We start from the raw sequence: 24443 nt of genomic DNA on the forward strand, positions 1-24443 counted from the left end.
CGCTGCTCCGGCCGCGACCGCTCCGGCCAAGCCCGCTGCTCCGGCTGGCAAGCCGGCTCCGGCTCCTGCACCCAAACCCTGATCGATCCCTCGATCCGCTGAATTTTATGGAAGCCCGGAACAATCCGGGCTTTTCCTTTTGGGGTTCCCGTCCCTATATGTGAGCCACATCCCGCCGCCTGCTCTCAAGGAGAATACCATGACCGCCTATGACTATGATCTCTTCGTGATTGGCGGCGGATCGGGCGGCGTGAGGGCCGGGCGCGTGGCAGCATCGCTAGGCAAGCGGGTGGCGATCGCCGAGGAATATCGTTTCGGCGGCACCTGCGTCATCCGCGGCTGCGTACCGAAGAAGCTCTTCGTCTATGCCTCCCAGTACCACGAGCATTTCGAGGATGCGGTTGGTTACGGCTGGGACGTCGGGGCGAGCACGTTCGACTGGAAGAAGCTGATCGCCGCCAAGGACAGGGAGATCGCCCGCCTTGAAGGCCTCTATCGCAAGGGCCTGGAAAACAACGGCGCCGAAATCCTCGAAACCCGCGCCGAACTGGTCGGCCCCCACACGGTCCGGCTCGTGAAGACCGGCAAGACGGTGACCGCCGAAAAGATCGTCATCGCGACCGGCGGGGCGCCCAACCCGCATGCGGCGCTGCCCGGCCACGAACTCTGCATCTCGTCCAACGAAGCCTTTGATCTGCCGGAACTGCCGCGCTCCATCCTGATCACTGGCGGCGGCTATATCGCTGTCGAATTCGCAAACATCTTCCACGGCCTCGGCGTGGACGTGACCCTGATCTATCGCGGCAAGGAAATCCTCTCGCGCTTCGACCACGACATGCGCCAGGGCCTGCACAAGGCGATGGTCGAGAAGGGTATCCGCATCGTTCTGACCGATGTGATCGAGGAGGTAACCAAGGCGGCAGCCGGTGGACTTGTCGCCAGGACGATGAACGGCGAGACGATCGCCGTCGACACCATCATGCTGGCGCTCGGCCGCGATCCGAACACGACGGGGCTCGGCCTCGAAGCCGCGGGCGTCGAGGTGAATGAGCGTGGCGCCATCGTCGTCGACCGATATTCCCGCACCAGCGTGCCGCATATCTATGCGCTCGGTGATGTCACCGATCGGGTACAGCTGACGCCGGTGGCGATCCACGAGGCGATGTGCTTCGTCGAAACCGAATACAGGAACAATCCAACCGCCCCGGACCACGACCTGATCGCGACCGCCGTCTTCTCGCAGCCCGAGATCGGCACGGTCGGCCTGTCGGAAGAGGAGGCCGCCAAGCGTTATCCGGAGCTGGAAGTCTACCGCGCCGAGTTCCGGCCGATGAAGGCGACGCTTTCGGGACGGGCTGAGAAGATGATCATGAAGCTGGTCGTCGATGCGCAAAGCCGCAAGGTGGTCGGCGCCCACATCCTCGGCCACGACGCCGGCGAGATGGCGCAGCTTCTCGGCATCTCGCTGAAGGCCGGTGTCACCAAGGACGATTTCGACCGCACCATGGCGGTGCATCCGACGGCTTCGGAAGAACTCGTCACCATGTACAACCCGAGCTACCGGATGAAGAACGGCGAGCGCGTCTGACGCGCGCCCGGGCTCTGGCGCGGCACTAGCTGGTGATGCGCGGCGTGGCGACGATCTTCAGGAAAAGCGTCTGCATGGCCTGGGTAATGCCCTGCGTCGGGCTGACCTCGAAGAAAAGGCCCGGCGTGGCGCATGCCTCCATCTTGGCGGCGATCGTGCCTTGGAAGGGTGCGACCCAAGCCTTGTAGAAGTCGTTTTCGGGCAGTTCCAGATATGTCGTGTAGAGAACTGCGATGCGGACACCGCGCAGCTTGAGCGCGTCGCAGGTGGTGATGTCGATCGGCTCGATACAGCGGGTGCCGTTCCTGGCGCCCTTTGGACTGGTGCAGCCCTTCGGCTTGTAGCTGTCGCCCACGCCGTCGGCGACGAAGAAGACGATCTTCTGCCGGTCGATATTGCTGGTCCCGTTGCCGGGCACATCCTTGATTTCAGTGTTGATACCCTTCAGCGCGTCGTCGAAACTCGTCTGCTGGTCATCGTTGTAGTTCTGATAGGGAATGCTCATCAGAGTGATCTGGTTGGTCGCCTTGCTGACCTCGCCCAGATTGTAATCGAGGTTTGCGACCTTGAAGAGCTTCGCATCCATGGCGGTCTTGCCGAATGTGTAGGCGGCCATGCGGAACTGGTTTGCGACCGTCTGGGTATCGGTGGCTTTCGCCATCAGCGCCTTGGTTGCGGCTGCCACCACGTCGATGCGGGTCGTGACGTTGTTGTTCTTGGCGACGTTGTAATAGCTGTTCGGGTCCTCGACGCCGTCCTCCGAGACGATGTGGCAGGCAAAGGCGCAGTTCGCATCCTTGCCCTTGCCATCAGATCCCAGGCGCGTGGCGTATTGCATCTTGGTCACGTCTGCCGGCGTCGCCCCCACGCCCATCGACGGCGTGTTGTCGAGCAGCATGTAGAAGTCGATGAACGAGGGCGTCTGGTATTGCGCGGTCGCCTGGCCGGCAACGGTGATGTCATCCTTGCCGAGGATTGTCATGAAGGTGGTCGGCAAGGTGGCGCTGAATGATACGCGCGAGGTCAGGATACCGTTGGTCTTCACCAGGGCGATATCGACGCTGACGGGCAGGGTGGAAAGCTCACCGGACATCTGGCCGAGGAAGATGCTTCGGGCCTCGGCCGGATCGAGCGCCACGCTTCCGTCGCCCTGCAACTGCATAGCCTGGGCGACGGCTTTCGATTTTTCGGCTACCGCGCCGACAGCGGCCGCATCGGCTGCCCCGATGAGCTGTTGCTTGATGGTAAGTGCGTGGCCGAAATCAAGCGCCATGCCAGCGGTGCCGATCAGCGGAACCAGCAGCAACGCGGTCATGACGCCGAAATTGCCGCGGCGATCTTTCCATAGACGTGTCATCGGATGCATCGCCTGCTCCCCAGCAAGAAACTTTCGGCGGAGCGTCGCGCAAATTCGTGAAGTTGTGGCTAAGAACGATATTAAAAACCCGCGCATGTCCCGATTTCACACTGCATGCGATCCGACCGGCTGCTCCGAATATGGCGCGGACGAGTGGCGATGAAAGCGGGCAAAACGGCTATGCAACGGTGCTGTTAAGGTTTATAAGCCGCCTCGATTTTAAAGACTTGCCCGGCGGAGGATGGCCGAGGCTGAAACAGGTGAACGAGATGGCACAGAATTGGACTCCGAGCAGTTGGCGGCAGAAACCGATCCAGCAGGTCCCGGAATTCCCGGACAAGGCCGCGCTGGCAGCGACGGAAGCCCAGCTCGCCACCTTTCCGCCGCTCGTGTTTGCCGGTGAGGCCCGTCGCTTGAAGAAGCAGCTCGCCAGTGTCGCGGAAGGCAATGCATTCCTGCTTCAGGGCGGCGACTGCGCCGAAAGCTTCGTCGAACACGGTGCCGACAATATCCGCGACTTCTTCCGTTCGTTCCTGCAGATGGCGGTCGTGCTGACCTATGGCGCCCAGCTTCCGGTCGTCAAGGTCGGCCGCATCGCCGGTCAGTTCGCCAAGCCCCGTTCGTCCAATGTCGAAATGCAAGGCGGCGTCGAACTGCCGTCCTACCGCGGCGATATCATCAACGGCATCGAGTTCTCGCCGGAGTCGCGCATTCCCGATCCGGAGCGCCAGATGATGGCCTACCGTCAGTCGGCAGCGACGCTCAACCTGCTGCGCGCCTTCGCGATGGGTGGCTACGCCAATCTCGAAAACGTCCACAAGTGGATGCTCGGTTTCGTCAAGGATAGTCCTCAGGGCGAACGTTACCGCAAGCTCGCAGACCGCATCAGCGAGACCATGGATTTCATGAAGGCGATCGGCATCACTGCGGAAAACCAGCCGAGCCTGCGTGAGACGGATTTCTTCACCAGCCACGAAGCGCTGCTGCTCGGCTACGAAGAAGCGTTCACCCGCGTCGACTCCACCTCGGGCGACTGGTACGCGACGTCAGGCCACATGCTGTGGATCGGCGACCGCACCCGCCAGCTAGACCATGCGCATGTCGAATATTTCCGCGGCATCAAGAACCCGATCGGCCTCAAATGCGGCCCGTCGCTGCAGGCCGACAACCTGATCGAACTGATCGACGCGCTCAACCCGACGAACGAAGCCGGTCGTCTGACGCTGATCTGCCGTTTCGGTTACGACAAGGTCGCCGACTCGCTGCCGAAGCTGATCCGTGCCGTCGAACGGGAAGGCAAAAAAGTCGTCTGGTCCTGCGATCCGATGCACGGCAACACGATCACGCTCAACAGTTACAAGACCCGGCCGTTCGACCGGATCCTGTCGGAAGTCGAAAGCTTCTTCCAGATCCACCGCGCCGAAGGCACCCATCCGGGCGGTATCCATATCGAGATGACCGGCAAAGACGTCACTGAATGCACCGGCGGCGCCCGGGCAGTAACGGCGAGCGACCTGCAGGACCGCTACCACACCCATTGCGACCCGCGCCTCAACGCTGACCAGGCACTGGAACTGGCCTTCCTGCTCGCCGAGCGGATGAAGAGTGGCCGCGACGAAAAGCGGATGGTCGTCAACGGCTGAACCGCCGCGCATGATCGTTGAAAATCGAAGAAGGCCGGCGGCGACGCCGGCCTTTCCGTATCTTGATATAGCTTCCGTTGATGATCATCATCAGCGGAATAGATTTGACCTCGCGGCCCACGCCCGCGACACTGGGGCGTCGCTTCGTCGAGGATGGTGCATGCAGCAGAAGAACAGCGGTCGTTGCCTGTGCGGTGCGATCCGGTTTGAGACGGTGGGTCCGCTGCGGAGTGTCACGGCCTGCCATTGTTCGCAATGCCGCCGCCAGACCGGGCTTTATTATGCGGCGACCAGCGTTCGTGCCGAAAACATGACGCTCCAAGGCGAGGAAGCGCTGAGCTGGTATCGCGCCAGCGATGAAGCGCGGCGCGGCTTCTGCTCGCAATGCGGCTCTGCGCTGTTCTGGCAGGCGGAGGGCGCGGCGAGCATTTCGATCCTGGCGGGCGCTTTCGATCAGCCGAGCGGCCTTGTCATGGGCGAGCATATCTATTGCGCCGACAAGGGAGATTTCTACGAACTGCCGGAGGACGGCGTGCCGCATTATCCGGGCGATCGTCCCGCATCCGCCTGAACCATAAAAAACTCTCGGAACAACGTTGCCGCGGTCTGCTGCGGACATTAAATCGGTACCATGACCCAGGATATCAGCCAGACATTTCGTATCGCCGTTGCCCAGCTCAACCCGACCGTCGGCGATATCGCCGGCAATCTGGCGCTGGCCCGAGAAGCCAGAAGGGATGCCGCCCGCGAAGAGGCGGATCTCATCCTCTTCACCGAGCTCTTCCTGTCCGGTTATCCGCCGGAAGACCTCGTCCTGAAACCGGCCTTCCTCAACGCCTGCCTGAAGGCGGTGGAAGAGCTTGCCGCCGATACGGCAGATGGCGGCCCCGGCGTCATCATCGGCTTCCCACGTCAGGGAAAGGAAGGCCGGCACAATTCGATCGCCGTGCTTGACGGCGGCAAGGTGATCGCCGTGTGCGACAAGATCGACCTGCCGAATTACGGCGAGTTCGATGAAAAGCGCGTTTTCGTCGCCGGTGACATGCCGGGCCCGGTCAATTTCCGCGGCGTGCGGCTCGGCATTCCGATCTGCGAGGATATCTGGGGCGATCTCGGTGTCTGCGAGACACTCTCGGAAAGCGGAGCGGAAATCCTGCTCGTGCCGAACGGTTCGCCCTATTTTCGCGGCAAGGTGGATATTCGCCATCAGGTCGTTCTGAAGCAGGTGATCGAGACCGGCCTGCCGATGATCTACGCGGCCCAGCTCGGCGGTCAGGACGAACTGGTCTTCGACGGCGCAAGCTTCGCCTTCAACACCGACAAGTCGCTCGCCTTCCAGATGAGCCAGTTCGAGGCGGCCGTCGCCGTCACCGAATGGAGACGGATTGGCGAGACCTGGCATTGCGCCCGCGGACCGATGGCCCGCATTCCGGAAAAGGAGGAGGCGGATTACCGTGCCTGCCTTCTGGGCTTCCGCGACTACGTCAACAAGAACGGCTTCAAGTCGGTCGTTCTCGGCCTGTCCGGCGGCATCGACAGTGCCATCTGCGCGGCGATCGCTGTCGATGCGCTGGGCGAGGAGAGGGTGCGCACGGTGATGCTGCCCTATCGCTACACTTCCGAGGATTCGCTGAAGGACGCAGCCGATTGCGCCAGGGCGCTCGGCTGCCGGTACGACATCGTGCAGATCGCCGAGCCGGTGGACGGTTTTTCGTCAGCGCTGGCCGAGCTGTTCGAAGGAACCGACGAGGGGATTACCGAAGAGAACCTCCAGAGCCGCGCCCGCGGCACGATCCTGATGGCGATCTCCAACAAGTTCGGCTCGATGGTGGTGACGACCGGCAACAAGTCGGAAATGTCGGTCGGCTACGCGACGCTCTACGGCGACATGAACGGCGGCTTCAATCCGATCAAGGACCTCTACAAGATGCAGGTCTACGCGCTGGCCGCCTGGCGCAACGAACACCTGCCGCCGACGGCTCTTGGCCCAAGCGGCGAGGTGATCCCGAAGAACATCATCTCCAAGGCCCCGTCCGCGGAACTCAGACCCAACCAGACCGACCAGGATTCGCTGCCGCCCTATCCGGTGCTCGACGACATTCTCGAATGCCTCGTCGAATTGGAGATGGGCACTGAGGAGATCGTCGCCCGCGGCCACGACATCGCCACCGTTCACCGGATCGAGCACCTGCTCTATCTCGCCGAATACAAGCGGCGCCAATCGGCGCCGGGCGTCAAGATCACCAAGAAAAACTTCGGCCGCGACCGGCGCTATCCGATCACCAATCGTTTCCGCGACCGGTAGGAGAGGATCATGGCCCCGCGCAGCTCGGTCGAGATCTTTAATATCCGGACGAGGGCGATGCGAGTGGTCTGGCAGACGGAAGCCCTCTTCGAAGCGCCCAACTGGTCGCCGGACGGGCGCTACCTAATGCTCAACAGCGAGGGCCTGATCTATCGTCTGTCACCGGAGGGTGATGATGGGCCTGAACTGGTCGATACCGGGTTCGCCTGCCAATGTAACAACGACCACGGCATTTCGCCGGACGGTTCGCTGATCGCCATTTCCGACAAGGTAGAGTTAGGCAAGTCGGCGATCTATGTGCTTCCCGCCGGCGGCGGCGTGCCGAGGCTGGTGACCCGGAGCCTGCCGTCCTATTGGCATGGCTGGTCGCCGGACGGAAAAAACTTCGCCTATTGCGGCATCCGCGGGGACGAGTTCGATATCTATACGATCGGCATTGAAGGTGGCGCAGAGACGCGTTTGACCTTCGGTGAGGGCCGCAATGACGGGCCGGATTTTTCGCCGGACGGGAAATGGATCTATTTCAATTCAAGTCGCACCGGGCTGACGCAGATCTGGCGCGTTCCGGCCGCCGGCGGCGTCGCCGAGCGGATCACCGACGGCGGTTACGGCGACTGGTTTCCGCATCCGTCACCGAAGGGTGACAAGATCGTCTTTGTCTCCTACGACGCCGATGTCTTCGACCATCCGCGCGATCTTGACGTCCGCGTCAGGCTGATGGACATGGACGGCGGCAATGTCGAAACGCTGTTCGAGCTCTTCGGCGGGCAGGGCACGATGAATTCGCCGAACTGGTCGCCTGATGGCGATGAGTTTGCCTATGTGCGCTATTTCCCCATCGCATGAGCGCCTTGCGCCGACGATAGCGTGAGGGCATAAACGATCCTGTCAGGTGCCGGCGACAAGCCGGAGAATCGGGAATCCGGGGTGGAACCGGAACGTGCCCAACGCTGTGAGGTGGACGCTCGGCCGCAATATATGAAAGCCACTGGGAAACCGGGAAGGCGGCGGTGCGGGCGGATGAAGCCAAGTCAGAAGACCGGCCTGACGAGATAGACCAGCCCGCGCGGACGGCGGAAAGGTTTCGAACCTCTTTTTGCCCAAAGGCTTCAAGCCGGGAAGGCAAGGGAGCGACGGCATTGTTGGGGACTTGACGATGCAGACTGATCCTTTCGCGCATGCCTTGCTGCCTGCAGGCGAGTTTTCCAAGGTCGAACGCGCCGCCGTCTACCGGGCGATCGAGACACGCCGCGACGTGCGCGACCAGTTCCTGCCCGATCCGCTGCCGGACGACCTGGTGATGCGGCTGCTCGGCGCCGCTCATGCCGCACCCTCGGTCGGCTTCATGCAGCCCTGGAATTTCATCCTCATCCGCGATCCGGCGGTACGCGAGGCCGCCCGGGCTGCCTTTTCGCGTGCCAATGACGAGGCCGTGGAGATGTTTGCCGAGGAAAGCCGCGATCTCTATCGCAGTCTCAAGCTCGAAGGCATCGTCAAGGCGCCGCTGTCGATCTGCGTTACCTGCGATCCGGACCGCGCCGGTCCGGTCGTGCTCGGCCGGACCCACAATCCGCGCATGGATGCCTATTCGACCGTCTGCGCCGTGCAGAACCTGTGGCTGGCGGCAAGGGCCGAGGGCGTCGGTGTCGGCTGGGTCAGCATTTTCCGCGACGAGGACGTGCGCGGACTGCTCGGTATTCCCGACCGTGTCGAGATCGTCGCCTGGCTCTGCCTCGGTTATGTCGATCGGCTCTACGGCGAACCCGAACTGGCGCTCAAGGGCTGGCGCCAGCGTTTAGGCCTGGACGCGCTGATCTTTCAGGACCGATGGGACAGCCGCTGACTATTGCTGCGGCTGTGGTCCTGCCGATTTCGGATTGGTGAGATCGATACCCGCTTCGGGCAGGAAGGTCGGCCCGACGGTGCGCACCTTTTTGTTTGGGTCGTATGGCCGCTCCGGCGGTGGTGTGAGCACTGGCGGCGGGACTGCGGTCGCCTGCGGCTTTTGCGGCGGGTGGGTGCGCAGGTTGGTAATTCCGGAATAAGGCTCCTCTTGCCTGGGAAGTTCGATGCCCGGCACCTTTCGCTTATCGTCGATTACAGGCGGCAACGGCTCGAAAGAGGGGGTGCAGCGTTGTTCGCGAATGGCGGCGAGAATGGCATTCCGCTCTTCCGAGGGCAGGATCATCTGCCGCGAACCGTTGCGTTCCGCCATCAGCGTATCGCGGCTCTGCTCCATTCTTCCCAGCGCATCCCGCATCTGGCCGCAGACCTCGGCATTGGGGCCGCCGAGAACCACGACGCTGCCGTTGCCGCAGCCGGCTCGGCGCATGTCGACCCGCAGTTCGCGGATATCGGCATTATATTCGCCGAGCTGCTGGGCGTAGGAGCGCGCCGCGGACGTGTTGCCGATGATTTCCGGGCTGTTTCCAAGTTTCCGGTAGAGCGCTGCGCAAACGGCGGGGTCTCCCGCCAGCGCTGCGGCAGGCAAAAGCAAGAGCGGTATGGTCAGCAGGCCGCGAAGCGGTATCGGCAATTCCGGCATCCTCTCCTTTACTGGAAGATGACATCATGGAACGTGCCGGTTGATAATCTCATAAAGCCGAGACCACCGCATGGCGAAATCTACCCAAGGGCCGGTTGAGCCCCGGGCAGGGCTCAAATCATCGCATCGAGAGAGTTTTGCAACTCAGGATTGAAATTGCAGATTTGGTTGCGATGCTTCCACGACGGCGAGCGCCGCCATGTTCACCACGCCGCGCGACGTGACCGAGGACGACAGGATATGCGCCGGCTGGGCCGCCCCGAGAAGAATCGGGCCGACATGCAAGGCATCCGTGAGGTTGCGGACCAGACCGAGCGAGATGTTGGCCGCATCGAGGTTCGGGAAAACCAGCAGGTTGGCTTCGCCGGTTAGCGAACTGTCCGGCATGGCCCGCTTGCGCAGCGTTTCCGACAATGCCGAACCACCCTGCATTTCGCCGTCCACTTCCAGCTCCGGCGCCCGCTGACGTACCAGCTTCAGGGCGGCCCGCATTTTCTGCGCACTTTCGGAATCGCGCGAGCCGAAATTCGAGTGGCAGATCAGCGCCGCCTTAGGGGCGATGCCGAACCGGCGGATTTCCTCTGCCGCCAGAATGGTGATCTCGGCAATTTCCTGCGCGGATGGATTGTAGTTGACGAACGTGTCGGTGAAGAACATCGCACCGCGCTGGGAAATCACCAGACTGAGGCCTGAGAACGCGCAGACACCCGGACGCTTGCCGATGATCTGGTTCACGTCGCTGAGGTGCTTGTCATAACGGCCCTCGACGCCGCAGATCAGCGCATCCGCATCACCGCGCTTGACCGCCAGCGCACCGATTACCGTATTGTTGGTGCGCACGATCGTGCGCGCCGCTTCCGGATTGATGCCTTCGCGTCCGACCAGCGCAAAATATTCGTCGACATAGTCGCGGTAGCGCGGATCGTCTTCCGGGTTGACCACCGCGAAATCGACGTTCGGGCGAATGCGGATGCCGAAACGGGCAAGCCGCGCCTCGATGACGGAAGGACGGCCGATCAGGATCGGGGTCGCGGTCTTTTCCTCGAGCAGAACCTGGGCTGCGCGCAGCACGCGTTCGTCTTCGCCTTCGGAAAAGATAACGCGGTTCTTTTCCGAAACCTTGGCGGCGCTGAAGATCGGCTTCATGACGAAACCGGAGCGCCAGACGAAGCGGTTCAGCTGGTCGAGATAGGCCTCGAAATCCTGGATCGGCCGGGATGCGACGCCGGTCTCGGCAGCTGCCTTTGCGACCGCAGGCGCAATGCGCAAGATGAGGCGTGGATCGAAGGGCGAGGGGATCAGATAGTCTGCGCCAAAAATCGGCGACTCGCCGGAATAGGCGCGCGCCGCGACGTCGGAAACTTCCTCGCGGGCAAGCGCTGCGATGGCCTTGACCGCCGCCATCTTCATTTCCTCGTTAATCGTCCGGGCGCCGCAATCAAGCGCGCCGCGGAAGATATAGGGGAAGCACAGGACGTTGTTGACCTGGTTCGGGAAGTCCGACCGGCCAGTGCAGATCATCGCGTCGGGACGGGCGGCGCGGGCAAGCTCGGGCATGATTTCCGGCGTCGGATTGGCCAGCGCCATGATCAGCGGCTTGTCGGCCATCTGCTCCAGGAGTTCCGGCTTCAGCACGCCGGCGGCGGACAGGCCCAGAAACACGTCGGCGCCGCCGATGCTGTCGGCAAGCACGCGCTTGTCGGACTTCTGGGTGTAGATTTCCTTCCAGTCGTCCATCAGCGTATTGCGGCCGTCATAGACGAGGCCTTCGATGTCGTGGACCCAGATATTCTCCTTCTTCGCGCCGAGCGAAACGAGGAGGTGCAGGCAGGCGAGTGCCGCAGCACCCGCGCCCGAGGTGACGATTTTCACGTCGGCGATGTTCTTGCCGGCGAGCTCAAGCCCGTTGAGGACCGCGGCAGCGACGATGATCGCCGTGCCGTGCTGGTCGTCGTGGAAGACCGGGATGTTCATCTTTTCGCGCAGCCGGCGTTCGACTTCGAAACATTCCGGAGACTTGATGTCTTCGAGGTTGATGCCGCCGAAGGTCGGTTCCAGCGCCGAAACCGTCGAGACCATCGCCTCGATGCCGGGCGCGTCGATCTCGATGTCGAACACGTCGATGCCGGCGAATTTCTTGAAGAGGACGGCCTTGCCTTCCATCACCGGCTTTGAAGCCAACGGGCCGATATTGCCGAGACCGAGCACCGCCGAGCCGTTCGAAACGACGGCGACGAGGTTGGCGCGGGCAGTATAGTCCGCCGCCATATCCGGATTGTCGCGGATCGCCAGGCACGGTGCCGCAACGCCCGGGGAATAGGCAAGCGCCAGGTCGCGCTGGTTGCCGAGCGGCTTGGTCGCCTGGATCTCCAGCTTGCCGGGCCGCGGATAGCGGTGGAAGAACAGCGCCTGCTCGTCGAGATCGGCATTGGCTGGGGAAGTTACGGGCATATTCGATGTCATTGCGACCTCGGCGTCTTTCTCGGGAATGGGTCCCTCAATACAACAAATCGAACGGGGGTCCATCCCAGATATTTGCCTCGCCGAATAAAACAAAGCCCGGAGAGGCGCTTGGCCTCTCCGGGCTTTTCGTCGTCTGGGTCAAGGCCCTTATGTCACGCTCTTCCTATCAGCCGCCGCTTTTCGACAGCATGGTGCGCATTTCGGCGCCAAAGGTCTTCAGGGCCTGTGCTTCCGGCGTCTTGCCGAGCACGATCGCTTCCCAGACCGACGGTTCCTTGGCGCGGATTGCCGGCATTGCCGGCGGGCGCGAGCGCACAAAGGCCACGTCGAGCTGCTTGATGGCAACCGAATAACCGGGCTCTTCAGCGATCGCTTTCTTGGCGATGTCGACGTCGGCGGTCTTCTTCATGATCGGCAGGTAACCGGTCTCGACGAAGGTGATCGCATTGATTTCCGGGCGCGAGATGAATTTCAGGAACGCCCAGGCGCCCTTGCGATGGGCTTCGTCGGAGGCCGAGTTGATGCCGATCGTCGCACCGCCGATCGGGGCAGCGCATTTGACGCCGCAAGGCAGCGGGGCAACGCCGAGATCGAACTTCACGGCACCGCGGAGCGCGCCGAAACCGCCGGTAGAGTCGAAATTGATCGCAGCCTGGCCGCTAGTGAAATATTGGCTGCCGAGGCTTTCGTTGATCGCCGCTGCTTCCGGCGAAACCTTGTCCTTGCGGATCAGATCGGCCATGTAGGTATAGGCGCCGATCGAGGCATCGCTATCCATCAGCACGGAATTGTCCTTGGGGCTGACCCATTCGCCGCCAGCCTGTGCAACGAAGGCCCAGCGCACGAACTGGCCGAGACCGATGACACCCCACTGCTTGACGTCATTGCCCTGGCGAACCGTGAGCTTGGCGGACATCTGGCGCAGTTCATCCCAGGTCTTCGGCGGTGCATTTGGGTCAAGACCCGCAGCGCGGAAAGCGTCCCTGTTGTAGTACATGACCGGTGTCGAGACGTTGAACGGCAGCACGTAGGATTTGCCGAGATATTTCGGGCCTTCAAGCGCGAACGACTGGTACTGGTCAAGGAATTCGGCGCCTTCCTTCTGAAGGTAGGGGTCGAGCTGCTCGAGCACGCCGGAATCGGCGAACAGGCCGTAGCGGGTGACCTCCAGCATCATGAGGTCCGGTGCCTGGCCAGCCGGGATGGCGGCCTGCAACTTGGTGGTCGTGTCGTCGTAAATTCCGGTATATTCGGCCTTCAGCTTGTATTCGCTCTGCGAAGCGTTGAACTTGTCGACGATCTGGTTGACCGCGTCCGTGCCCTTTTTGGGGAGCGAATGCCAGAAGGTGATTTCGACGGGGGCGGCAAGAGCCGACTGGCCCGCAAGCACCGCGACGGCGGCCGCGATAAGCAGTTTCCTCAACATCCCATTCTCTCCTTTTCGTTGAAACGGCGGTTGAAATACCGGTTCGACGGCCCAGACCGCTATCGCGAGAGGGTAGGAAGGGGACGTTACAGGCGAATGACGCGGGGGAGTGGAAAATGTCACGAGACTTTCGCACTGGGCCGCTAAGTCGAAGCATGACACTAGGAAAACGTTGGAACGCGATGCGGATATTGAGGCCCTATCTCTATCTTCTGCCCTGTGTCGGGCTGCTCGGCCTCTTCATCTATTGGCCAATCGTCTATTCCGCCTGGCTCAGCATCCACCAGACCAATATCCTCAACGGCCGCTCCAGATATGTGGGCTTCGACAACTATCTTGAGCTGTTCGGCTCGGACCAGTTCCATCATTCCCTCTGGGTGACCTTTCTCCTGATGCTGGTGAGCGTGCCGCCGCGACTGATCCTGGCGCTCGCGCTTGCCCATCTCCTGAGGGAAAGCCATGCTTTTGCACGGCTGCTGCGGGGCGTCTATTTCCTTCCCTATGTCACCAGTTCCGTGGCGATTTCGGTGATCTGGAGCTGGATGTTCAACACCGATATCGGCTTCATCAACCTGACGCTCGGCGCCATCGGCATCGGTAAGGTTCCTTGGCTGCAGGATGTCAACCTGGCGCTGGTCGCGGTCGGCATTGTGGCGATCTGGAAACAGCTCGGTTACGATACGCTGTTGTTCATTGCCGGGCTCAATGCAATTCCTGACGACTATTACGAAGCGGCGCGCATCGACCGGGCAGGGCGCTGGCGCCGCTTCAGGGACATCACCTTTCCATTGGTCGCGCCGACCACGCTGTTCCTGCTCGTGGTCTCGGTGATCGACAGTTTTCAGATCTTCACGCTCGTCAACGTCATCACCCGCGGCGGGCCGGCCAACGGCACCGACGTTCTGATGAATTTCCTCTATTATTTGAGCTTTACCCTGTTCGACATCTCGACAGGATCGGCATTGGCCGTGCTCCTGTTCCTCGGGCTGGTCGCCATCACGCTCGCAAAGCTCGCCTTTGCCAGGGACAAGGTGAATTATGACCTTTCCTGATCGTCTCCTCCATTTCCTCGGCTGGGCGGGGGCGGCGCTGCTCGGCCTCGGTGTGGTCTTCCCCTTCCTGATCGGCATCGGCGCCTCGCTGCTCGCACCGTCCGACCTCCTCAATCCCAATGTCGCCGAATGGTCGCTGCATCCGGATAATTATCTACGGGTGTTCACCGAGGCAGGTCTCGGCGCCTATTTCATGAACTCGATCATAATCGCGCTGTCGACGACGGTCGGTACGATGATCACCTCGATCCTTGCGGCCTATGCCTTTGCCCGCATGGAGTTCCGCGGCCGCAACATGCTGTTCTGGGCGGTGCTCGGCACGCTGACCATTCCGGAACTGATCTGCATCATTCCCAACTACCTGCTGATGGCCAAGATGAAGCTGGTGCCGAGCATCTGGGCGGCGGTGCTGCCCCAGCTTGCCTCCGGTTTCGTGACCTTCTTCCTGCGCCAGCATTTCATGGGCGTGCCAAAGGTCTACGAGGAGGCGGCACGCCTGGACGGCGCCAGCCATTTCAAGATCCTGGTCGACGTCATCGTGCCGATCTGCTGGGCGGCGATCGCCTCGATGGCGCTGTTTGCCTTCATCGCCCAGTGGAACTCCTATCTCTGGCCGCTGATCGTGCTGCGCGGCGATACGCAGACCGTGCAGATCGCGCTCGCCAACCTGCAGGCGTCGGTGCGCGAACAGCCGTTTACCGACTGGCCCCTGATCCTTGCGGCGAGCTGCGTAGTCCTGTTGCCGAGCATCGTGTTTTTCTTATTTGCCGAACGCCAGCTAGTGCAGGGCGCGGGTCTCGGCGGCATCAAGTGAGGTTTCGAATGACCAAGATCGCATCCCATCGCGGCGGCACCCATCTGTGGCCGGAAAATTCCAGGCTCGCCTTCCGCCAGACCGCCGCGCTGCCGGTTGAACTCGTCGAATTCGACGTCCACCACACTGCCGACAAGGTTCTGGTCGTCCACCACGATGCAACGATCGACCGGATGACCGACGGCAAGGGCGAGATCGGCAGGCTCACCTACGAACAACTGTCGAAATTCGTCATCGTCGGCGCGGCAGGTGAAACCATTCCGACCCTCGACGAGGTGATCGACATCTTCGCGCTGTCGCTGGTCGACCTGCGCCTCGAGATCAAGACACGGCCGGATGGGACCGCCTACGAGGGCATGGAGGAGGCGATTGTCGAGCGGCTGGTCGCCAGCGGCATGCTTTCCCGCTGCATGGTGACGAGTTTCTCGCTGGAGCGGCTCGACGCCTTCCGAAAGGCGCTTGAGGCGGCCGGCCACAATGTTTCGGAGCTTCTCGGCTTCGTATGGCTCTGCTCGCCGGCAGTCATCCGCCAGGTGGGCTGGGTCGGCATTGACGCCGCCTTGGCCGCCTATGGAGTTTTCGAGATCGGCATTCGCGCCGAAATGATCTCCGCGCTCGCAATTGCCCCGTTGAGCGACCGCGGCGTGATCATCCACGGATGGGCCGCGCACGACATCGAAATGGCAACGCGGATGTTCGATCTCGGTATCGCGAGCTTCACCACCGATCGCCCGGATATCGCGATTGCGACCCGTGCCGAACTGGAGATGAGGTAGTCATGCGGCATCCTGTCATCATCCTGAAACACGAGTCTGGTTTTGAAGCCATCAGAAGCGGCAGCGAAAGGACGACTTCGTGACCGGTGAGATGGATACAAGGCATTTCAGAACGCTCTTCATTTCGGACGTTCATCTGGGCTCCAAGGCCGCCCGAACGGACTTCCTCCTGGATTTCCTGCGGTATCATGAGGCGGAGACCATTTTCCTAGTGGGCGACATCGTCGACGGCTGGCGGCTGAAGCGCAACTGGTATTGGCCGCAGGGCTGCAACGACGTGGTCCAGAAACTGCTGCGCAAGGCGCGCAAGGGCACCCGCATCGTCTACATTCCCGGCAACCACGACGAATTCCTGCGCTCCTTCCCGGGCACGCATTTCGGCGGCATCGAAGTCGCGGAGCGCGAAATCTACGAAATGGCCGACGGCAAGAAATACCTTGTCCTGCATGGCGACGAATTCGACGTCGTGGTCCGCAATGCACGCCTGCTCGCCTATCTCGGCGACTGGGCCTATGATGCCGCGATCGTCATCAACATCGGGCTTGCCGCCATTCGCCGCCGTCTCGGCATGCCCTACTGGTCCTTCTCCGCATGGGCCAAGCTGCAGGTCAAGCACGCCGTCAATTTCATCGGCGAGTTCCAGCGGGTCGTCGCCGACGAAGCCCGTCGCAACAACGTCGACGGCGTCATCTGCGGCCACATCCATCACGCCGTGATGGAGGACATCGACGGCATCCACTACGTCAACACCGGCGACTGGGTGGAAAGCTGCACTGCGATCGCCGAGAATTTCGATGGCACGCTGGAAATGATTTCCTGGCAGGACATCGTCGCGACGGCCGAGATCAAGGCCTTGCCGGCGCCGCAATCCGTCGGGGACATGCGGGCCGCCTGAGTGGCCCGCGACAGACGGCGGGCCGGTCAGAGGGCCATTTCTTGCCATAGGCAGGCATGAGGGTGTGTGTTAGGTAAGCTGAAACTTCAGCAACCCACCCGTGAAATCGTGATTCCCTCAAATACGGCGCAGACAGCGCCCCGGTTCTTCCAGTTGCGCTGTGCGATCGCCTATGGGGCGCCGCTCGGGGTGAATGGCGTGATTCTACCCTATCTGCCCGTCTGGCTCGACGGGCTGGCCTTCACCGAATTCGAAATCGGCATCGCGCTTGCCTCGCAGCTTTTCCTGCGCGTGGCTGCCGCTCCGGTGGCGGGACTGCTTGCCGACCGTATGACGGAACGGACCCTGATGCTTGCCTGGTCCGGCGCCTTGTCGCTGCTGACGGCATTCGCCATGTTCTTCACCCGCGACTTCTGGCCGGTCTTGATCATCGTCGCCATTCAGGCTGCGGTCTTCGCACCCTATGCGCCAATCGTCGAATCGATTGCCGTGAGCGGTGTCCGGCGCTGGGGCTTTCAATATGGCTCGATGCGCGTCTGGGGGTCCGTCGGGTTCGTGGCCGTGACGCTTCTTGTCGGCGAAATGCGCGGCTTCCTGGGTTTGCAGGCCATTCCATCGGCGATAGCGGTCGGCTTTCTGCTGACCGTCGCTGTGGCGTTCGCGGCGCCCAGGCTCGGCCGGGCGGTTATCAGGCCGGACCCCGACAGGATGCCCCAGCCGAGTTCGCTGAAAAGGCTCGACCTGCACGTGCTGATGATCGGCGCGTCGGTGGCGCAGGCAGGGCATGGCATGTTCTATACGTTCGGCACGATTCACTGGCAGCAGGTCGGGTTTTCAAGCGGCTCGATCGGCGTGCTCTGGAGCGCTGCAGTCGTGTCGGAAATCCTGGTCTTTTTCGCCGCCGGCTGGATTGCGCGAAGGATTTCGCCGTGGACGCTGATGCGAATCGGCTGTGCGGTCGCGGTGCTGCGCTGGACCCTGTTTCCGATGCCGCTCGATTTCTGGGGATATCTGGCGCTGCAGGCCACCCACGCCTTCACCTTCGCCTTCGTGCATATCGGCATCCAGCATCGGTTGGTCGAGGCGGTGCGAGAGGATCAGGAGGCCTCGATGCAGGGTGCCTATGTGTTCTACAATGGCGTCTTCCTGGGCCTGTCGACGGTGCTTTCCGGCGTGCTCTACCGCCAGTTCGGCCTGACCAGCTATGTTGCCATGTCCGTCCTGGCGCTTGTCGGCCTGTCGATCATTGCATTTGCAGCGAAACTTCAGCCCCAGAGGTCAGATTCCGGCGGATAGACGAGAGAGCCTTCATAGCGCAGCCCGCCCGGCCGGTCGCGAGCCAGCAGCAGCGGCCCGTCGAGATCCGCGTAGTCCGCATCCTGGGCAAGCAAAACGGCCGGCGCCATGGCAAGCGAGGAGCCGACCATGCACCCGATCATCACGGCAAATCCAAGCCGCTGCGCTTCCGCCTTCATCGCCAGTGCCTCGGTGAGGCCGCCGGTCTTGTCGAGCTTGATGTTGACCGCGTCGTAGCGGTCGCGAAGGTTTTCCAGGTCCTCGGTGGCATGCACGCTTTCATCGGCGCAGACGGAAACGAGGCGGCGGATACGGCCAAGTGCCGCATCCTGGCCGGCGGGCAATGGCTGTTCGATCAGCGACACATTCGTTTCGGCGGCAATCGCCATATGGCGGGCGAGGTTTTCCTCCGTCCAGCCTTCGTTGGCATCGACGATGATCCGCGCTGCCGGCGCGGCGTCGCGAACGGCCTTCAGCCGTGCTTCGTCATTATCGGTTCCGAGCTTGACCTTGAGAAGCGGCCGTTGCGCGTTCCTGCCCGCCTCGGCTGCCATAGCCTCGGGTTCGCCCAGCGACAAAGTGAAGGCCGTGACGAAGGGTTTACGGCTGGTGGCGCCGATCATATCGGCAACGCGCCGTCCGCCGAGCTTCGCCTCAAGGTCCCAAAGGGCGCAGTCGACGGCGTTTCGCGCAGCGCCGGGCTTCATCCGCCTCTGCAATTCTTCGCGCGTCAGGCCGGCACGGATGGCATCGGCGACCGATTCGATCTCCGCCATCACACCGTCCAGGCTTTCGCCGTAGCGCTTGTAAGGCACACATTCGCCGCGGCCGGAAATGCCGTTTTCACTGACGGCGCAGGTGATGACTTCCGCTTCGGTCTTGGAGCCGCGGGAAATCGTGAACGACCCGGAGATTGGAAACGTCTCTATTGTGGCTTCGAGGTGACGGCTCATGGTTTTACGCGTCCCGTTGTGGCAAATCCCTATGACGCAGCTATATTGCCGGTCTCGAAAGTGCGATCAACCGCATCGTGTTGAAACTCCTGACAAGCTTGAAGCGCGAAAGAAACACGTGACGTCCCAGCCAGCCGAAATCAAGGCCGAAGATATGCCCGGCGGCGACGGTGAACGGTACGTGCTGGCTGGCGAATGGCGCGGCCCGACGATTGCGCCTGTGCTCAAGGAGTTCGAGCGGTTTGAGCATGCCAAGAACCGCGGAAAGGTCGAGATCGATCTTTCCGGCATAACCGGCGTCGATACCGCCGGTGCCTGGCTCATCCGCAGACTGATGACTGCCAAGGGCGGGCAGGACGGGGAACCGGCCCTGGTCGGCGGCGAAGGCCCAATCCGCGAACTGATCGACGTGCTGCCCGAACATACTCCCGCGCCGCCTGCAGACGGCGCAAACAAGGGAAACCTGTTCGAACGGCTGTTTGCGCCGGTCGGCGAGGTGATGGTTTCGCTCGGCGGCGACTTCTACGCGGCCATGCACATCCTGGGATCGGCGGTCCGCGGTGCGCAGATGAAATTCGGCCGTGGCGCTGGCGTCTCGCCGGCCTCGGTCGTCACCCATATCGACCGCATGGGCGTGCGCGCCGTGCCGATCATCGTGCTGATGTCCTTCCTGATCGGCGCGATCATCGCCCAGCAGGGCGCCTTCCAGCTGCGTTACTTCGGCGCCGAAATCTTCGTCGTCGATCTGGTTGGTATCCTGCAGCTTCGCGAGATCGGCGTGCTCCTGACGGCGATCATGATCGCCGGCCGTTCGGGTAGTGCGATCACCGCCGAAATCGGTTCGATGAAGATGCGCGAGGAGATCGACGCCTTGACGGTGATCGGCCTCAATCCGGTCGGCGTGCTGATTTTCCCGCGCCTGGTGGCGCTGACGGTGGCCCTGCCGCTCTTGACGATCCTTGCCAATTTTTCGGCGTTGTTCGGGGCGGCCGTCGTCGCATTTGCCTATTCCGGCATTACCTTCGATACCTATCTGTCGCGCCTTCACGAGGCGATCGACCATACCTCCGTCGCTTCGGGCATGATCAAGGCGCCGTTCATGGCGCTGGCGATCGGCATCGTTGCCGCCGTCGAAGGCATGAAGGTGGGCGGCAGCGCCGAATCGCTCGGCCAGCACGTCACCACCTCGGTGGTGAAGTCGATCTTCGCCGTCATCTTCATAGATGCGATGTTCGCCCTTTTCTATTCCGCGATCGACTTCTGATGGAGAACGGTTTGGAAGAGACGCCGCAGACCGCCATCAAGGACAAGTCGAACGGCCGGCAGGTGGTGCTGTCGGTGCGCGACCTGACGGTCGGCTTCGGCAATAAGCTGGTGCTCGACCACCTGAACCTCGACATCTATCGCGGCGAGATCCTGGGTTTCGTCGGCGCATCCGGCACCGGCAAATCGGTGCTGATGCGCACCGTGCTCAGCCTTCTGCCGCACCGTTCCGGCACGATCCACATTCTCGGTGCCGATTACGACACCGTCTCGGAAGACGAGCGCATGGCGCTCGATACGCGGCTCGGCGTGCTTTTCCAGCATGGAGCGCTGTTCTCGGCCCTGACGGTGAAGGAAAACATCCAGCTGCCGATGCGCGAATATCTCGATCTGCCGCAGTCGCTGATGGACGAACTTGCCTACCTGAAGATCGAGATGGTCGGCCTGCCGCCTGATGCGGCAGACAAATACCCATCCGAACTGTCGGGCGGCATGATCAAGCGCGCTGCGCTTGCACGTGCCCTGGCGCTCGATCCCGACCTCGTTTTCCTTGATGAGCCGACGTCCGGCCTCGATCCGATCGGCGCTGCCGATTTCGATGCGTTGATCGCCAGGCTGCGCGATACGCTGGGATTGACGGTCTACATGGTGACACACGACCTCGACAGCCTGTTCTCGGTTTGCGACAGAATTGCTGTGCTTGGCGAGAAACGGGTCTTGGTCGAGGGTACGCTTGAGGATATGTTTGCCTGTGACGATCCATGGGTACAGTCCTATTTCCGCGGCAAGCGGGCGCGATCAGTCGTGGTCCAAGAAAAGCAGCCTGCGGCAGAAGTAAAAGAGTGACGTAATCTATGGAAACCAGAGCCAACTACGCCCTTGTCGGTTTCTTCACCTTGCTGGTGATCGCTGCCGCTTTCGGCTTCGTCTATTGGATGGCGCAATCGGGCCGTGGCGGACCGACGGCCGAACTGGCGATCCGCATCCCCGGATCGGCGAACGGCTTATCCGTCGGCTCTCCGGTCCGGTTCAACGGTATTCCGGTCGGTTCGGTTCGCAGCCTGACCATCGATCCGGACGATCCGCGTTATTCGATCGCGTTCACCGAAGTGCGGGCCGATGCTCCGGTCTATCAGTCCACCCAGGCGGCGCTCGAAGTGCAGGGCCTGACGGGTGCGGCCTATATCGAGCTTTCCGGCGGCGCCAAGGGGGAGGAGAACATCCTCCAGAAATCGATGGAGAACGGCCGGCCTGCGGTGCTGATCGCCGAACAGTCGAGCGTCACCAATCTGCTCGCCACCGCCGACAAGATCCTCGAACGCGCCGACAAAGCGATCGGCGACATCCAGGGGTTTGTCGCCGACGCACGGGGTCCGTTGACCCAGACCATCCGCAACGTCGAGACTTTCACGTCGGCGCTTGCCCAGAATTCCGACAGCATCGACAAGTTCCTGAACAGCCTCTCGACGCTCTCGGCGACGATCGACCGGGTCTCTGGAACGCTCAACTCTACCCTTATCGCAGCCGAACGACTGGTGAAGGCGATCGACGCGGAAAAGATCAATGCCGTGGTCTCCAACACCGAGCGCGCCACCCGCAACATTGCCACAGCCTCGGATAAGTTCGACGACCTGGTAACCAATGTCAGAAACGCTGCTGCCAACTTCGAAAAGGCGGGTTCGGACGCCCAGGCCCTTCTGAAACGTGCCGATGGCGTGCTGGGTGCCGTCAATACCGATCAGGTCGCCACCACGATCCGCAATATTACCGCCGCTTCCGAGGATGCTCGCCAGACCATCGGCTCGGCCCGTGGCGTGGTCGACAATTTCGCCCATCGGAAGGACGATATCGACCGCGCGATCGGCGATTTCACCGATCTGGCAAAGAAGCTCAACGACGCTTCGAGCCGCGTCGACGGTATCCTTGCAAAGGTGGACGGGCTTGTGTCGAGCGACGACTCGCAAGGCCTGTTTGCCGAGGCGCGCAAGACGCTCGAATCCTTCCGCACCATGGCCGACAATATCAATGGCCGGGTCGGTCCGATCGCCGACAACCTGTCACGTTTTTCGGCGGGCGGCCTGCGGGACATCCAGACGCTGGTCAACGACGCGCGCCGCACGGTGCAGTCGCTCGATCAGACGATCAACAATTTCGACCAGAACCCGCAGCGGCTGATCTTCGGCGGCGAGACGGTGAAGCAATATGACGGCAGAACGCGGCGGTAGGCGGGGCATTTTCAGTGTTGGAAAGAGTGGGGTTTTGATGACCGGTTCGGAGGTTCTGATGCGACGCGCGGCCCGTGCCCCGGTTCTGCTTGCGCTGCCGCTTGTCGCGGCACTGTTGGCTGGCTGCGGCAGCAAGGCCAACAACGACACGTTCGATCTGTCGATCACCCCGTCCGGCCAGGGCCAATCCGCCCGCAACCGGCAGATCCTGGTGCCCGAACCGACAGCGCTCAAGCTCTTGAACAGCGAACAGGTCGTTGTGCGCGTTTCAGCTTCCGAAATCCAGTATCTGGCCGATTCCCGCTGGGGCGACCGCCTGCCGGCGCTCGTCCAGTCGAAGCTCGTCGAAGCCTTCGAAAATTCCGGCCGTCTCGGCGGCGTCGGCAAGCCGGGGCAGGGCCTGGCAATCGATTACCAGGTCGTCACCGATATCCGCGCCTTCGAGGTGACCGCTGGCAGCCCCCGTCTCGCCAACGTTGAAATCTCGGCCAAAATCCTCAACGACCGTAACGGCACGGTGCGCGCCCAGAGCGTGTTCAAGGCGACGGCCCCGGTCTCGGGTGCCGAGAATCGCAATTTCATCGAGGCCCTGGATCGCGCCTTCGCCAAGGTCGGCGCGGAGATCGTCGACTGGTCGCTGAAGTCGATGTGATGCTCGCAGGACCTATCGGTTCCGGCGGGTAAAATCGTTCGTATCCAATCAGATCGCTGCTGATGCGCACCGGAACGGGCTGATAGTCAATTCCGCGATTTTAGAAAGCTGGTGTTGAAGCTATGGATGACCACGGCAGAACGATGATAGTCTTGGACTGTGGCTCCTCGCGCTTCCAGTTCCGGGCTGGTGCACTGATCTGGTCCAACAGGCATATCCTGATTCACCGTGCCGTAAGCGATCCCTTTTGGGCCTTGCCCGGAGGGCGGGTCGAATTTCATGAGGCAGGTGCGGATGCATTGGCGCGCGAGATTGAAGAAGAAATCGGTTGCGGAGCCAGCATCGGACAGCTCCGCTTCGTAATCGAAAACTTCTTTGAACTCGGCGGTCGAAAAGCTCATGAGATCGGCTTTTACTTCGAGGCTAAGCTGTCACGTCCCCTCGCTTTCGACGAACACGAGATCATACATCGCAGTCGTGACGGTGAAACCGATCTGGAGTTTCGGTGGGTGCTGCCAACGCTTGATAATTTGAATGCGTTTGACCTGAAGCCTCGGCCTCTCCGTAGGCTTCTCAACACCAGTCCGGGAGAGATGAAGCACATCGTTCACCGCGATCGCTCGGCCGCCTGAAGCCCTTCCGGAGCGACAGCTCTTCCGGTTATTGGAGACGTTGCCCGTCTCAACCGGCCCCTCAAATTCTCGGAACCTGTATCGATTCGCCAACAAAAAAGCCGCCCCGAAAGGCGGCTTTCTAGGTATCGGTTGTTCAGATCCGGCTCTTAGTTGAACCGGCCGGCGGCGTGGGCCAGCATCGTGTAGACCTTACCCGTATCCGAGGTAAGGTAGCTCTGGGTTACCGTCTTGTCGCGGTCGGTGCGGGCAACGTCGGCGAGCAGCTTTTCGAAATCGGCGATGTAGCGGTCGACGGCGGTGCGGAATTCCGGTTCGCGGTCGTACTTGCGCTTGATCTCGTCGAAGGTCTGCTGACCCTTCAGCGTGTAGAGGCGACGGGTGAAGACGTCGCGTTCGCCGCGCTGGTAACGCCGCCACAGGTCGACCGATGCGTCATGATCGATGGCGCGGGCGATATCCACCGACAGCGAATTCAGCGATTCCACCATATGGCGGGGGTTGCGGTTGTCGCCGTTGCCGCGCGGAGCGGGGGCCGGCTCGGCCGCACGCGGTGCC

Annotated in this window: 22 protein-coding genes and 1 riboswitch; of the genes, 16 read left to right on the forward strand and 6 right to left on the reverse strand. The window is 61.8% G+C overall.

Annotated features, from left to right (window positions below; all coding sequences use genetic code 11):
* The first annotated feature begins 199 nt into the window (after nt 1-199).
* Complete coding sequence (gene gor, locus MOV63_RS26255) at nt 200-1588, forward strand: glutathione-disulfide reductase (RefSeq protein WP_247038310.1); 1389 nt, start codon at nt 200-202, stop codon at nt 1586-1588.
* 25 nt (nt 1589-1613) lie between these two features.
* On the opposite strand, the gene MOV63_RS26260 is transcribed toward gor, so the two are convergent.
* Entirely contained in the window at nt 1614-2954 is a 1341-nt protein-coding gene (locus MOV63_RS26260; RefSeq protein ID WP_247038313.1) for a TadE/TadG family type IV pilus assembly protein, read from the reverse strand.
* Nucleotides 2955-3214: 260 nt separating this feature from the next.
* Here MOV63_RS26260 and MOV63_RS26265 point away from each other — a divergent pair, with 260 nt between their 5' ends.
* The 5 genes from MOV63_RS26265 (at nt 3215) to bluB (ending at nt 8736) form a co-directional block, all read left to right on the forward strand.
* A complete protein-coding gene (locus tag MOV63_RS26265) occupies nt 3215-4588 on the forward strand; it encodes a class II 3-deoxy-7-phosphoheptulonate synthase (protein WP_247038314.1) in 1374 nt (457 codons plus the stop codon).
* Nucleotides 4589-4748: 160 nt separating this feature from the next.
* Entirely contained in the window at nt 4749-5159 is a 411-nt protein-coding gene (locus MOV63_RS26270; protein WP_247038316.1) for a GFA family protein, read from the forward strand.
* A gap of 60 nt (nt 5160-5219) precedes the next feature.
* Entirely contained in the window at nt 5220-6893 is a 1674-nt protein-coding gene (locus MOV63_RS26275; protein WP_247038318.1) for an NAD+ synthase, read from the forward strand.
* Nucleotides 6894-6902: 9 nt separating this feature from the next.
* Nucleotides 6903-7739, forward strand: coding sequence for a TolB family protein (locus MOV63_RS26280; RefSeq protein WP_247038320.1), 837 nt, complete (start codon nt 6903-6905; stop codon nt 7737-7739).
* 27 nt (nt 7740-7766) lie between these two features.
* Nucleotides 7767-7956: riboswitch (cobalamin riboswitch) on the forward strand.
* A gap of 93 nt (nt 7957-8049) precedes the next feature.
* Nucleotides 8050-8736 (forward strand): 5,6-dimethylbenzimidazole synthase, encoded by a 687-nt coding sequence (gene bluB / locus MOV63_RS26285; RefSeq protein ID WP_247038321.1) that lies wholly within the window; start codon nt 8050-8052, stop codon nt 8734-8736.
* Here bluB and MOV63_RS26290 read toward each other — a convergent pair whose 3' ends face one another.
* The 3 genes from MOV63_RS26290 to MOV63_RS26300 all read right to left on the reverse strand — a co-directional run bounded on the left by MOV63_RS26290 (nt 8737) and on the right by MOV63_RS26300 (nt 13327).
* The gene (locus MOV63_RS26290; protein ID WP_247038323.1) at nt 8737-9438 is read right to left on the reverse strand and encodes a hypothetical protein; all 702 of its coding nucleotides are present in this window, start codon (nt 9436-9438) and stop codon (nt 8737-8739) included.
* Between the two features lie 144 nt (nt 9439-9582).
* Nucleotides 9583-11889 carry an NADP-dependent malic enzyme gene (locus MOV63_RS26295; protein ID WP_405029386.1) on the reverse strand — a complete coding sequence of 769 codons (2307 nt, stop codon included), beginning with the start codon at nt 11887-11889 and terminating at the stop codon, nt 9583-9585.
* Between the two features lie 178 nt (nt 11890-12067).
* Entirely contained in the window at nt 12068-13327 is a 1260-nt protein-coding gene (locus tag MOV63_RS26300) for an ABC transporter substrate-binding protein (RefSeq protein WP_247038326.1), read from the reverse strand.
* A 182-nt stretch (nt 13328-13509) separates the two neighbouring features.
* Here MOV63_RS26300 and MOV63_RS26305 point away from each other — a divergent pair, with 182 nt between their 5' ends.
* The 5 genes from MOV63_RS26305 (at nt 13510) to MOV63_RS26325 (ending at nt 18160) form a co-directional block, all read left to right on the forward strand.
* Nucleotides 13510-14379 (forward strand): carbohydrate ABC transporter permease, encoded by an 870-nt coding sequence (locus MOV63_RS26305; RefSeq protein ID WP_038542808.1) that lies wholly within the window; start codon nt 13510-13512, stop codon nt 14377-14379.
* Nucleotides 14366-15193: a carbohydrate ABC transporter permease gene (locus tag MOV63_RS26310; RefSeq protein ID WP_247038328.1), complete on the forward strand. Its 828-nt coding sequence runs from the start codon at nt 14366-14368 to the stop codon at nt 15191-15193. The genes MOV63_RS26305 and MOV63_RS26310 overlap by 14 nt, the downstream gene beginning before the upstream one ends.
* Before the next feature lie 8 nt (nt 15194-15201).
* Nucleotides 15202-15969: a glycerophosphodiester phosphodiesterase family protein gene (locus MOV63_RS26315; RefSeq protein WP_247038330.1), complete on the forward strand. Its 768-nt coding sequence runs from the start codon at nt 15202-15204 to the stop codon at nt 15967-15969.
* Between the two features lie 91 nt (nt 15970-16060).
* The gene (locus tag MOV63_RS26320; protein WP_247038343.1) at nt 16061-16864 is read left to right on the forward strand and encodes a UDP-2,3-diacylglucosamine diphosphatase; all 804 of its coding nucleotides are present in this window, start codon (nt 16061-16063) and stop codon (nt 16862-16864) included.
* A gap of 108 nt (nt 16865-16972) precedes the next feature.
* Nucleotides 16973-18160 carry an MFS transporter gene (locus MOV63_RS26325; protein WP_038542812.1) on the forward strand — a complete coding sequence of 396 codons (1188 nt, stop codon included), beginning with the start codon at nt 16973-16975 and terminating at the stop codon, nt 18158-18160.
* Here MOV63_RS26325 and dgcA read toward each other — a convergent pair.
* The gene (dgcA, locus tag MOV63_RS26330) at nt 18130-19113 is read right to left on the reverse strand and encodes an N-acetyl-D-Glu racemase DgcA (protein ID WP_247038332.1); all 984 of its coding nucleotides are present in this window, start codon (nt 19111-19113) and stop codon (nt 18130-18132) included. The two genes, MOV63_RS26325 and dgcA, sit on opposite strands and share 31 nt — an antisense overlap.
* A gap of 154 nt (nt 19114-19267) precedes the next feature.
* Here dgcA and MOV63_RS26335 point away from each other — a divergent pair, with 154 nt between their 5' ends.
* The 5 genes from MOV63_RS26335 (at nt 19268) to MOV63_RS26355 (ending at nt 23885) form a co-directional block, all read left to right on the forward strand.
* Nucleotides 19268-20377: an ABC transporter permease gene (locus tag MOV63_RS26335; protein WP_051900101.1), complete on the forward strand. Its 1110-nt coding sequence runs from the start codon at nt 19268-19270 to the stop codon at nt 20375-20377.
* The gene (locus tag MOV63_RS26340) at nt 20377-21222 is read left to right on the forward strand and encodes an ABC transporter ATP-binding protein (protein ID WP_247038334.1); all 846 of its coding nucleotides are present in this window, start codon (nt 20377-20379) and stop codon (nt 21220-21222) included. Before MOV63_RS26335 ends, MOV63_RS26340 begins: the two co-directional genes overlap by 1 nt.
* An 8-nt stretch (nt 21223-21230) precedes the next feature.
* Nucleotides 21231-22601, forward strand: a complete 1371-nt coding sequence (locus MOV63_RS26345) for an MlaD family protein (RefSeq protein WP_247038336.1) — start codon at nt 21231-21233, stop codon at nt 22599-22601.
* A 37-nt stretch (nt 22602-22638) separates the two neighbouring features.
* Nucleotides 22639-23253: an ABC-type transport auxiliary lipoprotein family protein gene (locus MOV63_RS26350; RefSeq protein ID WP_247038338.1), complete on the forward strand. Its 615-nt coding sequence runs from the start codon at nt 22639-22641 to the stop codon at nt 23251-23253.
* A 122-nt stretch (nt 23254-23375) separates the two neighbouring features.
* Nucleotides 23376-23885 carry an NUDIX hydrolase gene (locus MOV63_RS26355; RefSeq protein ID WP_247038340.1) on the forward strand — a complete coding sequence of 170 codons (510 nt, stop codon included), beginning with the start codon at nt 23376-23378 and terminating at the stop codon, nt 23883-23885.
* A gap of 149 nt (nt 23886-24034) precedes the next feature.
* On the opposite strand, the gene MOV63_RS26360 is transcribed toward MOV63_RS26355, so the two are convergent.
* Nucleotides 24035-24443, reverse strand: a 409-nt coding sequence (locus MOV63_RS26360) for a hypothetical protein (protein WP_247038342.1), incomplete at its 5' end; no start/stop codon positions are given.

The sequence above is a fragment of the Neorhizobium sp. SHOUNA12A genome (assembly GCF_023006505.1).
Lineage (GTDB): Bacteria > Pseudomonadota > Alphaproteobacteria > Rhizobiales > Rhizobiaceae > Neorhizobium.